The organism is Mesorhizobium sp. WSM4935 (assembly GCF_029625735.1).
Taxonomy (GTDB): Bacteria; Pseudomonadota; Alphaproteobacteria; order Rhizobiales; family Rhizobiaceae; genus Mesorhizobium.
In genome coordinates this window covers 110,519-124,570 of the sequence record NZ_JARTVR010000001.1, presented here as the reverse complement: position 1 = coordinate 124,570, position 14,052 = coordinate 110,519, and the positions used below count along the sequence as shown (strand labels likewise).

Here is a 14,052-nt window from a genome sequence, read left to right as displayed (position 1 = left end):
GGCGTCTGCGGGTATTGCCACAAACAGGAGCTACGATGTCCGCGACCACCCACGCCCCCCGCGCAAAGCTGATCATTCCAGCGCTTGGCCGCCTCTATTCGGCATTGCATGATGCCGGCGAAACCCTGCTGCGCGCTGTCGCCGGCGGCTTCCTGGCCATCCATGGCTCGCAAAAGATCGTCAATCCGTTCGGCGCCACGGAAATGGTCGAGGGGCTCGGCTTCTATCCCGGCGTCTTCTGGTCGCCGCTGCTTGCCTGCACCGAATTCTTCGGCGGCATCCTAATCGCGCTTGGCCTTTTCACCCGCCCTGCCGCCTTCGCCGGCCTGATCGTGCTTCTGGTCACCGTGTGGTTCCATTGGGTGACCATGGGCCAGGGTTTTTCGGGCGCGGAAAAGTCGCTGCTTTGGGCTGCGATTCTCACCTTTTTCGTGATCCGCGGCGGCAACCGCCACTCGGTCGACGCGCGCATCGGCAAGGCTTTCTAAGCCGCTTTGTAGCGGCGCAATTCCGGACGGAAAACCGCTCGACATTTTTCGGGAATTGCTCAAAAAACAACGCAACGGCGACCTCCGGTCGCTCTTTGCCTTTGGCGAGAAACGGATTAAGAAACGGCTTCAGCCAAGCATTCGCGCGGAGCCAGTCATGACCGAAATCCTGCAGACCCCCAAGCTCGTCGTCGTCTTCGGCGGCTCGGGCTTCGTCGGTCGCCATGTCGTGCGGGCGCTGGCCAAGCGCGGCTACCGTATCCGGGTCGCCTGCCGGCGGCCCGACCTTGCCGGTCATGTGCAGCCGCTCGGCAATGTCGGCCAGATCCAGCCGGTGCAGGCCAATGTGCGCGTGCGCTGGTCGGTCGACCGCGCCGTGCAGGGCGCCGACCATGTCGTCAACCTGGTCGCGATCCTGCATGAGACCGGGCGCCAGAAATTCGGCGCGGTGCACGATTTCGGCGCGCGTGCCGTCGCCGAGGCCGCACGCTCGGTCGGCGCCGGCCTCACCCAGATCTCGGCGCTCGGCGCCGATCTCAATTCCCCGTCCGACTACGCCCGCACCAAGGCATTGGGTGAAAAAGCCGTGTTCGAGACGATTCAGGACGCCGTCATCTTCCGGCCGTCGATCAATTTCGGACCGGAGGACAGGTTCTTCAACCGCTTCGCCGGCATGGCGCGCCTGTTTCCCGTGCTGCCGCTGATCGGCGGCGGACTGAACAAGCTGCAGCCGGTCTATGTCGGCGACGTCGCCGAAGCGATCGCGCGCTCGGTCGACGGCAATGTCAGGGGCGGCCAAATCTACGAGCTCGGCGGCCCGCAGGTGCTGACCTTCAAGGAGTGCATGGAAGAATTGCTCGCGGTCATCGACCGCCGGCGGATGCTGGTGCCGGTGCCGTGGTGGGTGGCGAACATCCAGGCGTCGATCCTTCAACTGCTGCCCAATCCGCTCCTGACCAGGGACCAGGTGCTGCAGCTGCGCGAGCACAACATCGTTTCGGACGAAGCCGCCAGGACCGGCAGGACGCTTGCCGGACTCGGTATCCAGCCGCAGGCGATCGCCACCATCCTGCCCAGCTATCTCTGGCGCTTCCGCGCCGCCGGCCAGTTCCAGCAGCGCCGGCCGATTGCCGACCGATAGAAGACTTAAGTGGGCGACATGCATCGATTACGCCCGCCGGGAGACCTGCATCGGCAGGCCGCCCTGCGGCTGCGTTGTCAGCTTCTGCACCGGCCACGGCCGGGTGTCCGACGTCACATCGAAGCGGAAGCGCGACAACAGGATCGCCAGCGCGATGATCGCCTCCTGCATGGCGAAGCTGGCGCCGATGCAGACACGCGGGCCGGCGCCGAAAGGCAGATACTGGAAGCGGTCGATCCTGTCGCGGTTTTCCGGATGGAAGCGCTCGGGCAGGAAAGCGTCCGGCCTGTCCCAAAGCTTGCGGTGGCGGTGCACGACCCAGGGCATCACCAGCACGGCAGCATATTTCGGGATGTAGAGACCATTCCAGGTCTCCGGCTCGATCGGCTCGCGGTTGATCGAGGGGGCGGGCGGATAGAGCCGCAGCGCCTCCTCGAAAGCGGCGCGGGTGAGCGGCATAGCATCCAGCCACTTGGTCGGATCTGGCTCGCGCGCCAGCACGGCGTCAATCTCCTGCTCGACCTTGTCGCGCTCCCAGGGCGCTTCGGCGAGGCAATAGATCGTCCAGCCCAGCGCCCGCGCGGTCGTCTCATGGCCGGCGCCGATGAAGGTGATGATGTTGTCCTCGACTTCGGCGCGGGTGAGCCCGCCCGGCCCCTCGGCCCGCAGCAGAAGCGTGAGAAAATCCTGCGGTACGCCGTCCGGATCGCGCTTCAGCCGCTCCTCGCGCATCTTCACTGTGTTGGCCACGATGTTGCGGAAATAGGCCATGGTCTTGCGGCCGCGGATGCGGGTTAGCCGCGGCAGCCATTCCGGCGCGCGCAGAAGGTCGAGCGGATCGACTCGGCCCATGGTCTCGAACAGGCGGTCGATCTCCTTGGCGAAGCTGCCCGGTTCGCCGGCGATCTCGCCGGAAAACAGCGTCTCGGCCAGGATATCATAGGTAAGCAGCGTCATGTCGTGGGCGATGTCGGACACGCCGCCCGCCTCGTAGCGGGTGACGAAGTCCAGCGTGCGCTTCAGCATCGGCCCGGCGAAGCCGAAGATGTGGCGCGGCGTGAACACCGGCGCCATCGCCTTGCGCGAGCGCCTCCACACCTCGCCTTCGGCGGTGAGCAGGCCGTCGCGCAGGATTGGACGCAGGATCAGCTGGCGCACAGTCGCCATCTTGTAATTCCTGGCGTTGTCAATCAGCACATGGCGGATGAGGCCGGGGTCGTTGGCGATAACCAGCGGGCCGCCGACGCCGGTCACCGATATCCAGGGCTCGTTGTAGGTGTGCTCGCCCCAGAGCTCGAGCGGGTTGCGGTAGACGATGCGCATCATCTCCAGCGTCGAGGGCGGCTGGGTGCGCGGCTTGGGCGCCGGCGGCACGAAGGGGGCGGGCTTGGTGTCCATGAAGCATGCTCCGCTGTCAGCGCCGAATGTAGTGCCCGACAGGACCGGCGTCCATGCGACGGGACGGCAGCGCAGATCGCCACATCTCGCCGGAATGTGACCGGCATCAGCCGATAGCTGCTTGTTGCCGGTGGAACCTTACGTTAGTCACCAATGGATACCGTCAAGCAAGGAGTTCCCCGTGAAGCATCGTCTGGACATCATCATCGGCAGCACGCGGCCGGGACGCGCGGGGCCGATTTTCGGCGAATGGCTGGAAGGCTTCGTGCGCCAACATGGCAAGTTCGAGCCCGTGCTGACCGACATCGCCGCGTTCGACCTGCCGATGCTCGACGAGCCGCATCACCCGCGCCTGCGCAAATACGAGAACGACCACACCAAGGCCTGGTCGAAGGCGATCGATGCCGCCGACGCCTTCGTTTTCGTGGCACCCGAGTACAACTACTTCGTGGCGCCCGCGATCGTGAACGCGATCGACTATCTGGTCCATGAATGGCGCTACAAGCCGGCGGCGATCTTCAGCTATGGCGGCGTGTCCGGCGGCTTGCGCGCCGCGCAGGCGCTGAAGCCGCTGCTCACCTCCGTCGGCGTCATGCCGATCCCGGAGGGCGTGGCGCTGCCGGCCTATGCGACGCTGCTCGACCAGAATCGCGCATTTCACCCGAGCGAGCAGGTGCAAGGAGGCGCCAAGACCATGCTCGACGAACTGTCCCGCTGGAGCGAAGCGCTGAAGACGCTGCGCGCCGCCGGATAGGCGCACTCCCCCGGCGTAGCGAAGCCGCGCTTCGGCCCGGCTTTCTCGTCTCGACAGACCTATGCCAGGGGAACGCGACCGGCCATACTCGCGCGAGGCGTGGAAAGACCCCTCGCCAAGCCGGCAAAATGGCCACAAACCTTGGAAAAGCAACCGTTTGCGCCTATATCTAGGACATCAAAACGGCGCGATTCGCGGCCATTTTTCCGCGCCGGACCATCGACATCAATCAGACAGGTATTCATGAGCGACCAGACCGAAAGCGCCATTGGCGTGGAAGCCGAGTACGGCGCCGATTCCATCAAGGTTTTGAAGGGGTTGGATGCTGTCCGCAAGCGTCCAGGCATGTATATCGGCGACACCGATGACGGCTCGGGCCTGCATCACATGGTCTATGAGGTGGTGGACAACGCCATCGACGAGGCGCTGGCCGGCCACGCCGATCTCGTCTCGGTGACGCTCAATCCCGACGGTTCGGTGACCGTCATCGACAATGGCCGCGGCATTCCGACCGATATCCACCCCTCGGAGGGCGTCTCGGCGGCCGAAGTGATCATGACGCAGCTGCATGCCGGCGGCAAATTCGACCAGAACTCCTACAAGGTCTCCGGCGGCCTGCACGGCGTCGGCGTCTCGGTGGTCAACGCGCTTTCCGCATGGCTCAAGCTCAAGATCCGCCGCAACGGCGAAATCTTCGAGATGAGCTTCACGCATGGCAATGCCGACGCGCCGTTGAAGGTGACCGGCACCTACGACCAGGACAAGCAGCCCGGCACCTATGAGGGCCGCAGCGGCAGCGAGATCACCTTCTTCCCGTCGGCCGAAACCTTCAGCATGATCGAGTTCGATTTCGGCACGCTGGAGCATCGCCTGCGCGAACTTGCTTTCCTCAATTCGGGCGTGCGCATCATCCTCACCGATGCGCGCCATGCCGACCTTGTGCGCCATGAATTGCATTATGACGGCGGCCTGGAGGAGTTCGTCAAATATCTCGACCGGGTGAAGAAGCCGCTGATCGATAAGCCGATCGCGATCCGGGCCGAGCGCGACGGCATCACCGTCGAGGTCGCAATGTGGTGGAACGACAGCTACCACGAGAATGTGCTGGCCTTCACCAACAACATCCCGCAGCGCGACGGCGGCACGCATCTGGCGGGCTTCCGCGCGGCGCTCACCAGGCAGATCACCGGCTATGGCGAATCCTCCGGCCAGACCAAGAAGGAAAAAGTCTCGCTGACCGGCGACGACTGCCGCGAAGGCCTGACCGCGGTGCTCTCGGTCAAGGTGCCGGATCCGAAATTCTCCTCGCAGACCAAGGACAAGCTGGTCTCCTCCGAGGTGCGTCCGGTGGTGGAAAGCCTGGTCAACGAGGCGCTCGGCACCTGGCTGGAAGAGCATCCGAGCGAAGGTAGGGTCGTGGTCGAGAAGGTGATCCAGGCGGCCGCCGCGCGCGAAGCCGCGCGCAAGGCGCGCGACATCACGCGCAAGAGCACGCTTGGCGTCACCTCGCTGCCCGGCAAGCTCGCCGACTGCCAGGAGCGCGACCCGGCAAAGTCGGAAATCTTCATCGTCGAGGGCGACTCGGCCGGCGGCTCGGCCAAGGGCGGCCGTTCACGCCAGAACCAGGCGATCCTGCCGCTGCGCGGCAAGATCCTCAATGTCGAGCGCGCCCGCTTCGACCGCATGCTGTCCTCCGACATGATCGGCACGCTGATCACCGCGCTCGGCACCTCGATCGGCAAAGACGAATTCAACGCCGACAAGCTGCGCTACCACAAGATCATCCTGATGACCGACGCCGACGTCGACGGCGCCCATATCCGCACGCTGCTGCTCACCTTCTTCTTCCGGCAGATGCCGGAGCTGATCGAGCGCGGCCATCTCTACATCGCTCAGCCGCCGCTCTACAAAGTGACGAGGGGCAAGAGCTCGCAATATCTCAAGGATGAAAGCGCCTATGAGGAATACCTGATCGAGTCCGGGCTGGACGAGGCCTCGCTGGTGCTGGCTTCCGGCGAGGTCCGCACCGGGCACGACCTGCGCGCCTCCGTCGACGACGCGCTGGCGGTGCGCCAGCTGATCAATGGGCTGCACACGCGCTACAACCGCAACGTCGTCGAACAGGCGGCGATCGCCGGCGCGCTCAATGCCGACGTGCTTGCCGATCTCGGCCGCGCCAACGCCATGGCCGAGCGCGTCGCGAAGCGCCTCGATATGATCGCTGAGGAGACCGAGCGCGGCTGGACCGGCCGGCTTTCGACCTCCAATGACGGTTCCGGCGGCTATGTGTTCGAGCGCACCGTGCGCGGCGTGAAGGATGTGGTGCAGCTCGATGCCGGATTGATCGCTTCGGCCGATGCGCGCCAGCTCGACCGCTACGCACCGCGGCTTTCGGAAGTCTATGGCGAGCAGCCGACCTTGCGTCGAAAAGAGACCTCGGAGCTGCTTTCGGGGCCGCTAGCGCTACTCAACGCAGTGTTCGCTTCCGGCCGCAAGGGCCTCACCATGCAGCGCTACAAGGGCCTCGGCGAGATGAATGCCGAGCAGCTCTGGGAGACGACGCTCGACCCGAATGTGCGTTCGCTGCTGCAGGTCAAGGTGGCGGACGCGACGGACGCCGACTCGCTGTTCTCACGGCTGATGGGCGACGAGGTGGAGCCGCGGCGCGAGTTCATCCAGGACAACGCGCTATCGGTGGCCAACCTGGATATCTGAGCGCGACCTGGCTGACAGTTCCTGTAATAAAAAGCCCGCTTCGAGCGGGCTTTTTTGCAGGAATTACGGCTGGATCAGTGATCCATGGCCTTGACGATTTCCTCGGTCATCTTCTTGGCGTCGCCGAGCAGCATCATGGTGCCGTCCTTGTAGAACAGCGTGTTGTCGATGCCGGCGTAGCCGGAACCCAGCGAACGCTTGACGAAGAGGCAGGTGCGGGCCTTGTCGACGTCGAGGATCGGCATGCCGTAGATCGGCGAGGATTTGTCGTCGCGCGCGGACGGGTTGGTGACGTCGTTGGCGCCGATGACATAGGCGACGTCGGCCTGCGCGAACTCGGAGTTGATGTCCTCCAGCTCGAACACCTCGTCGTAAGGTACGTTGGCCTCGGCGAGCAGCACGTTCATGTGGCCGGGCATGCGGCCGGCGACCGGATGGATGGCGTATTTCACTTCGACGCCGTTGGCCTTGAGCTTGTCGGCCATTTCGCGCAACGCGTGCTGCGCCTGGGCGACCGCCATGCCGTAACCGGGCACGATGATGACCTTCTGCGCGTTCATCATCAGATAGGCGGCATCGTCGGCCGAACCCTGCTTGACGGTGCGCTCGATGCCGTCGCTCGCCGCTGCAGCCGTCTCGCCGCCGAAGCCGCCGAGGATGACCGAGATGAAAGAGCGGTTCATGCCCTTGCACATGATGTAGGACAGGATCGCACCGGAAGAGCCGACCAGCGCGCCGGTGATGATCAGCGCCAGATTGCCGAGCGTGAAGCCAAGTGCTGCCGCTGCCCAGCCCGAGTAGGAATTCAGCATCGACACCACGACCGGCATGTCGGCGCCGCCGATCGGGATGATCAAGAGCACGCCGAGCACCAGCGAGGCAGCGACGATCAGCCAGAAGACAAGCTTGGATTCGGTGGAGACGAGCAGCACGATCAGCACCACAAGGGCGGCGCCGAGCGCGATGTTGATCATGTGGCGGCCGCCGATCATGATCGGCTTGCCGGACATGCGGCCGTCGAGCTTGAGGAAGGCGATGACCGAGCCGGTGAAGGTGATGGCGCCGATGGCGACGCCAAGGCTCATTTCGACCAGCGCCTGGGCATGGATGTCGCCCGCCGTGCCGATGCCGAAGCTTTCCGGCGCGTAGATGGCAGCGGCAGCCACCATGACGGCGGCGAAGCCGACGAGCGAGTGGAAGGCGGCGACCAGCTGCGGCATCGAGGTCATGGCGATGCGGCGCGCCACATAGGCGCCGACCCCGCCGCCGATGGCGAGACCGAGCACGATCAGGCCGAAGCGGCCGGCCGAAGGCAGCGCCAGCGCCAGCGTGGTGGCGATGGCAATGCCCATGCCGATCATGCCGTAGAGATTGCCTTGCCGGCTGGTGGTCGGGTGCGACAGGCCGCGCAGCGCCAGGATGAACAGGATGCCGGAGACCAGATAGAGGAAGGAAGCGAGATTGACGGTCACGTCACTTTTCCTTCTTCTTGTACATGGCGAGCATGCGTTGGGTCACCAGGAAGCCGCCGAAGATGTTGACCGAAACCAGCACCAGGGCGACAAAGCCGAAGCCCGCCGCAAGGCCGGAAGCGGCAATGCCGACCGCGAGCAGCGCGCCAACGACGATGACCGAGGAGATGGCGTTGGTGACGGCCATCAGCGGCGTGTGCAGCGCCGGCGTCACCGACCAGACGACATAATAGCCGACGAAGATCGCCAGCACGAAGATGGCGAAACGGAAGACGAAGGGATCGATCGCGCCACCCGAAAGCGCGTGCGCCGCACCGCCGGCGGTATCGGCCGCGCCTGGCGCGTTGTTGGCGAGATCCTGCACCGCGAGCCGCACGGCGGCCGTCGCCTGATCGAGCTGATCGAGAGCTTTCTGCAAGGCGTCCATCACGCGGTCCCCCTAGGCTTGGCTGCGGACTTTTTCCTTGCCGCCGGCTTCACGTCGGCGGCATCGGCAACCATGGTCGTCGCCGGAATAGCCGGCGGCTCGGTGCGCGGCTCTTCCGCCGCCTTGGCGAAGGCGGGATGCACGACCCGGCCAGCGTCGGTGAGCATCGTCGCCTTGACCAGTTCGTCGTCCCGCTTGATGGCAAGCGTCTTCGTTGTCTTGTCGACCATCGTCTCGAGAAAGGCGTAGAGGTTCTTGGCGTAGAGCAGCGAAGCCGACGCCGCGACGCGGCCCGGCACATTGAGGTGGCCGACGATCTTGACGCCGTTCTCCGTCGTCACGACCTTGCCGGGCACCGCGCCCTCGACATTGCCGCCGCGCTCCACCGCAAGATCGACGATCACCGAACCCGGTCGCATCGAGGCGACCATGGCGGCCGACACCAGCTTCGGCGCCGGCCGTCCAGGGATCAGCGCCGTGGTGATGACGATGTCCTGCTTGGCGATGTGCTCGGCAGTGAGCGCCGCCTGCTTGGCCTGATATTCCTTCGACATTTCCTTGGCGTAGCCGCCGGCGGTCTCGGCCGCCTTGAACTCCTCGTCCTCGACCGCCAGGAACTTGGCGCCAAGCGACTGCACCTGCTCCTTCACCGCCGGGCGCACGTCGGTGGCGGTGACGACCGCGCCGAGACGGCGCGCGGTGGCGATCGCCTGCAGGCCGGCGACACCGACGCCCATGATGAAGGTCTTGGCGGCCGGCACGGTGCCGGCAGCGGTCATCATCATCGGCAGCGCGCGGTCATATTCGGCGGCGGCGTCGATCACCGCCTGGTAGCCGGCGAGATTGGCCTGCGAGGACAGCACGTCCATGACCTGCGCGCGGGTGATGCGCGGCATGAACTCCATGGAAAAGGCGGTGATGCCGGCCTTGGCCATGGCTGCCACCGCGGCATCGTTGCCATAAGGGTCCATGATGGCGATGACGGCGGCGCCCGGCTTGTAGTCCTTCAGCTCCGCATCCGTCGGCCGGCGCACCTTCAGCACGACATCGGCCTTTTTGGCGTCGGCCGCCGTTCCGATCGTGCCACCGGCAGCAGTGAAATCCCGGTCGGGAATGCGGGAGCCGAGGCCGGCGTCCTTCTCGACGATCACGTCGAATCCGAGACCCGCCAAGCGCTTGACCGTCTCGGGCGAGGCCGCGACGCGCGGCTCGTTCGGGTCAACCTCACGAGGGATGAATACTATCTGTCCCACCGGATGATCCTTTCGGCTGGAACCTTGATTGCGCAAGGCGTCGGCCGGGACGTCCGGTGACGTCGAGTGCAATTGGCTTGGGAAATCTACCGCAGAATGAGAGCGCCGACGGCCATGATCAGGATGAACAGGATGGTCGCCGAAAAGAAGCCGCCGACGAAGAAGCCGAAGGCCATAGCGATAAGGATGGCGGCACAGACCAGCGAGCCGTATTTGGCAAGGCCGAGGAAGGCCTTGTAGGTACGGTCGTGCTCGGCATAGTCCATCTGCGCGCCAAGCTCGACAGGACCGGTCGGCGAGTGATCAGCCATGGAAGTACCCCTTCGAAAATCCCTGTGAGGCACATAGCGAAAAGCCGAACCAAGAGCAATGGCGCTATTGCCGCACAGCCTGCGACAACAGCCTCAAACGAAAGTTGAAATTAAAGCCGCGACTTCGTCCGCGCTGCGAGGGAGATTTCAGCCGGCGAGATGGGGAAAAAGGCCGAGCAGGCCGACTACGATCAAGTAAAGCGCGACGATGTAGTTGAGGAGCCGCGGCATCACCAGGATCAGCACGCCGGCGATCAGCGAGATCAGCGGCGTCAGCGCGAGCGAGTGGATGGTCATGCGGGAATCCTTTCTTATGGCGGGCGCGGTCGCGTGACAGAGCGGGCTGCGGAGCTTGTTTTGACGCAATTCCGGCCGGAAAACCGCTCACACTTTTCCTTGAATTGCTTGCTAACGCCGCAGCCGGCGAAAGGTTCATGGCCTGCGTTCAGGCAGCAGCGCGATAGTATTTCGCCGTCGGCACAATCGAGAGGGGCGTCAGCCGGTTGATGGCCGGATTGCCGAACATCAGCCGCTGCTCCATCGGCGTCGACTTGAAGAACGGCAGCCGCTCGAGCGTCTGCCGCATGTTTTCGCCCGCGGGAATTTCGAACAGGGCGATCGGGGCAAGAACACCCGGAAACTGCTTGGCCTCGCTCCGCTGCACGGCATTGAAGAAACGCGCATAGAAGGCAGAATGTTCGAGCTTGACGGGTGTAAGCACCGAGTCCTGGCCAAAGTAACAGGAGGCAACCATGGCGATCCTGAGCGTCAGGAACGGCAGGACTCCAGGCGCCGGCGCGCTGTCGGGGTCGGTTGCGAAGCGGGTTCCGTCGATGAAGGTTTCCCCGCGGGCGAGGCGCGGAAGCAAGACCTCTGGATAGGCGTCGATCGAGGGCGAGTATGGCTGCTCGCTGGAAATATAATGAAAGCGCAGCGTGCTGACCAATTCACCGTAACAATAGACGCCGAACCTGTAGGAATTGGGCAGGTTATCCCAACGGTCCTCGAACATGCCGCTGGCGATCGGGCCACACATGCCTGAGCGCAGGTAGGAATTGTAGCGGAGCCGGTAGATCGCCTCGAGATCTTCTCCGCCGGTGATCAGGCGATATTCGACGTGGTCCAGCAGTTCCATCATGGATCGGTTGAGCGCGGAGTCCATTCTCGCGCTGGCGCCAGCCGACGCACTCTTCCTTACAGCATCCATTGCCGATCCTCGAATTCCGCCTGCAATTAGGCTATTCGAGTTGAAATGAGACACAAGCTGAAAATTCGATATTGCTGATTTACCGCTTGTTAACGTTAACGGCGGTGCAGGTTTTCGGCTATCTTTCGCGGGGAAAGCAACGGCCGATGCCGGCTGTTGACTGATCCAGCCTGACGGTCGGCGCCCGGGCCAATCCAGAATCAGAGCTAGCAAGCGCCAGTCTGTTGCAGAGCTATACTATGCGGCAGCGATTATCGTTTCATGCGATGCATACTTTTCAGGTCGCAATATCCTGTTCACACCTTTCCTGAATTTCACAACACTTCAAAAATAACTTCGGGCGCAAAAGCGACTCCCGCTTTTCTTGGATTGTCCTATGGCCTCGGCGCAACTTCGAACGGAAAACCGATTTCCATTTTTCCTGGAATTGCTCGTTGTTGACGCAAATTCCGGACGGAAAACCGGTATCCACTTTTCCTGGAATTGCTTCCTAGCTGGCTGTCCGTTTGCCGGCGATATGCAGGTCCGCGGCAAATGGCCATGTGACGCTCGACATCGTCTCGATACCCGACGCGCTGAGCGCGGCGCCGAAGAGGAAGCCCTGCACGAAGTCCGGCTTAACCAAATGGACCAGCGTCTTCAGCTGCTCGAAGGTCTCGACCCCTTCGATAGTGACGGAAAGTCCCAACGTCCGCGACAGGCCGACAATGCCCTTCAGAAGATCGAGCGACTGCCGGTTCTGGTTGACATCGACCAGGAACGAGCGGTCGATCTTGATCTTGTCGAGCGGCAGCTTGTGAAGATAGCTCAGGCTGGAATAGCCGGTGCCGAAATCGTCAAGCGCGATGCGCGCGCCGAGTGCCTTCAATTCCTCGATCGACTCGCGCGTCAGCGACTTGTCATCGAGCAGCGCGGTCTCGGTGACCTCGATTTCGAGCCGGTGCGCCGCCAGACCCGACTTGGCCAAGGCGTCCCTGACCTTCTGGACGATATCGCGATTGCGGAAATCTTTGGCCGACAGGTTGACCGACACGCTGGTCTGGGCCGGCCATTTGGCGCATTCGGCGCACGCGGCTTCCAGCACGAGAGTACTGATGTCGGAAACGATGCCCATCTCCTCGGCCAAGGGGATGAAGACGCTGGGCGAGATCGGGCCGAGATCGGGATGGTCCCAACGGCAAAGCGCCTCGCAACTGGCGATGCGCATTGTGCTGACGGCCACGATCGGCTGATAGACCACGCGCAAATCCTTGGCCTGCACCGCATTGCGCAGATCGGCCTTCATCAGCTGGCGATTGCGGAAGGCGGCATCCATGGCCGCCTCGAACAGCCGCCAGCTGTTCTTGCCGAGCTCCTTGGCCTTGTAGAGGGCAAGGTCCGCCTTGACGATCATGGCGTCAGCGTCGGTGTCCTTGACCTTGGAAAGCACCGCGCCGCCGCTGGCCTGGATGCGCAAGCCGTGGCCGGCGACGTCCACTTCGCCCTGCAGGTCCGCGAAGATCCGGTCGAGCAGGGTGCTGAGATGGCTCTCGTCCTCGACGCGGTCGAAGAAGACCATGAATTCGTCGCCGCCGAAGCGGCTGACGGTGATGCCCGGTCCGGCAATCGCCGAGAGGCGCTCGGCCACGGCGTAGATCAGCCCGTCGCCGACCGGATGGCCGAGCGTGTCGTTGACGCTCTTGAAGTCGTCGAGATCGAGCACCGCGAGGCCGCAGAGCCGGTCCTGGTCGCCGGAGGCCATGGCCTCGCCGACCAGCTCGTGGAAATAGGCGCGGTTCGGCAGGCCGGTCAGGTTGTCGTAGCGCGCCATGAAGCGGATCTTTTCCTCAGCCTCGACGCGCGCCGTCACATCCTCGAAAGTGATGACGCCCAGTTCCTGGCTGCCTTCGCGGGCGGAGAATTCGTAATGCTGGCCGTTGGCAAGCGAGACCAGCACCTTGCGGTCGCGGCCCTCGCGCAAAGCGCGCGTCAGTTGCGCCTCGATGTAGCGGCAGTCTTTAGGTGCCAGCATGCCGCCGGCGACGCCGCGCATCAAAAGGCCGTGGATCGAGCGTCCGAGCAAGGCGTCGCCCGACTTCAGCGACATCAGGCGGGCGGCTTCGGCATTGGCTACCGCCACGCGTCCGTCCGGCCCCAGCATGACCAGTCCGTGCGACATGGTGTTGAGCGCGCGATCGAATCGGCGCGTCAGGTTCCTGGCCTGCTTATGGCCGATGACGGCCGAGAAGAGCACGTTGCGGACATGGTCGGCGCTGTTGATGGTGATGAAGGTCAGCGGGATGATCATCAGGCCGAGCAGGACCGACGGGAAATCCATGCGCAGCAAGAGCCCGAGCGCCGCCGGCCCGATAAAGGTCACGGAGAAAATCCGCACCATCTGCGGGGAGCCGTAGTTGCGGCCGACAACCGTGACCAGGGTCGCGATCGTCAGCGAGGTCGCGGCCAACTCCGCGAAGGGATCGGGATAAACATAGATCGATATGAAGCACAGCGAACCCAGGCCCAGGCCCTGCAGGCTGCCCTTGAGGATGTAGTTGCGCTCCCACCGCCGGGCCTCTTCGACATTGGCTATGGCGCCGCCTGCCTTCAGGAAAGTGCGAATGCCGGAGTAACGGAAAAGACTGATGGAGAGCAGAGCGAAAGAAAAGGCCAGAAACAGCGGATTGTCCGTTCGCCAATAGATCATGAATCCGAGGATCCAGTAGCAAACGCCGCCGATCACCAGCATGTGCGCGTTGTCGAACAACGACCGCACAAACTGGATGTAAACATCCGCCGGGATGTTCTCGGTCTTTGTTCTACCCATGCCGTTGGCCCAACACTACGCCTTGTCATGCCACAGCTGCCTTAAGAAAGGCTTAGAACGGCACTCGGACACGGTTGCAG

At 63.6% G+C, this 14,052-nt stretch carries 12 protein-coding genes; 4 read left to right on the top strand and 8 right to left on the bottom strand.

Annotation, left to right across the window (positions count from 1 at the left end):
• Nucleotides 1-35: 35 nt before the first annotated feature.
• Both P9273_RS00535 and P9273_RS00530 read left to right on the top strand, forming a co-directional pair.
• The gene (locus P9273_RS00535; RefSeq protein ID WP_278047161.1) at nt 36-488 is read left to right on the top strand and encodes a DoxX family protein; all 453 of its coding nucleotides are present in this window, start codon (nt 36-38) and stop codon (nt 486-488) included.
• 157 nt (nt 489-645) lie between these two features.
• Nucleotides 646-1,629, top strand: coding sequence for a complex I NDUFA9 subunit family protein (locus tag P9273_RS00530; protein ID WP_278047160.1), 984 nt, complete (start codon nt 646-648; stop codon nt 1,627-1,629).
• A gap of 27 nt (nt 1,630-1,656) precedes the next feature.
• On the opposite strand, the gene P9273_RS00525 is transcribed toward P9273_RS00530, so the two are convergent.
• Nucleotides 1,657-3,027, bottom strand: a complete 1,371-nt coding sequence (locus tag P9273_RS00525; RefSeq protein ID WP_278047159.1) for a cytochrome P450 — start codon at nt 3,025-3,027, stop codon at nt 1,657-1,659.
• 181 nt (nt 3,028-3,208) lie between these two features.
• Between P9273_RS00525 and P9273_RS00520 the strand changes: the two genes are divergently transcribed.
• Both P9273_RS00520 and gyrB read left to right on the top strand, forming a co-directional pair.
• Entirely contained in the window at nt 3,209-3,781 is a 573-nt protein-coding gene (locus tag P9273_RS00520; RefSeq protein ID WP_278047158.1) for an NADPH-dependent FMN reductase, read from the top strand.
• A 243-nt stretch (nt 3,782-4,024) separates the two neighbouring features.
• Entirely contained in the window at nt 4,025-6,496 is a 2,472-nt protein-coding gene (gyrB, locus tag P9273_RS00515) for a DNA topoisomerase (ATP-hydrolyzing) subunit B (protein ID WP_278047157.1), read from the top strand.
• A gap of 74 nt (nt 6,497-6,570) precedes the next feature.
• Here gyrB and P9273_RS00510 read toward each other — a convergent pair whose 3' ends face one another.
• The 7 genes from P9273_RS00510 to P9273_RS00480 form a co-directional block, all read right to left on the bottom strand.
• Nucleotides 6,571-7,968, bottom strand: a complete 1,398-nt coding sequence (locus tag P9273_RS00510) for an NAD(P)(+) transhydrogenase (Re/Si-specific) subunit beta (protein ID WP_041000214.1) — start codon at nt 7,966-7,968, stop codon at nt 6,571-6,573.
• A gap of 1 nt (nt 7,969) precedes the next feature.
• Entirely contained in the window at nt 7,970-8,395 is a 426-nt protein-coding gene (locus P9273_RS00505) for an NAD(P) transhydrogenase subunit alpha (RefSeq protein ID WP_278047156.1), read from the bottom strand.
• Nucleotides 8,395-9,648 (bottom strand): Re/Si-specific NAD(P)(+) transhydrogenase subunit alpha, encoded by a 1,254-nt coding sequence (locus tag P9273_RS00500; protein WP_278047155.1) that lies wholly within the window; start codon nt 9,646-9,648, stop codon nt 8,395-8,397. The genes P9273_RS00505 and P9273_RS00500 overlap by 1 nt, the downstream gene beginning before the upstream one ends.
• 86 nt (nt 9,649-9,734) lie before the next feature.
• Nucleotides 9,735-9,959, bottom strand: coding sequence for an aa3-type cytochrome c oxidase subunit IV (locus P9273_RS00495; RefSeq protein WP_041000220.1), 225 nt, complete (start codon nt 9,957-9,959; stop codon nt 9,735-9,737).
• A gap of 147 nt (nt 9,960-10,106) precedes the next feature.
• On the bottom strand, nt 10,107-10,256 hold the full coding sequence (locus P9273_RS00490) for a DUF3096 domain-containing protein (RefSeq protein WP_023729728.1): 150 nt from the start codon (nt 10,254-10,256) through the stop codon (nt 10,107-10,109).
• A 148-nt stretch (nt 10,257-10,404) separates the two neighbouring features.
• The gene (locus P9273_RS00485) at nt 10,405-11,220 is read right to left on the bottom strand and encodes an N-acyl amino acid synthase FeeM domain-containing protein (protein ID WP_278047154.1); all 816 of its coding nucleotides are present in this window, start codon (nt 11,218-11,220) and stop codon (nt 10,405-10,407) included.
• Between the two features lie 436 nt (nt 11,221-11,656).
• A complete protein-coding gene (locus P9273_RS00480) occupies nt 11,657-13,972 on the bottom strand; it encodes a putative bifunctional diguanylate cyclase/phosphodiesterase (RefSeq protein ID WP_278047153.1) in 2,316 nt (771 codons plus the stop codon).
• Nucleotides 13,973-14,052: the final 80 nt, after the last annotated feature.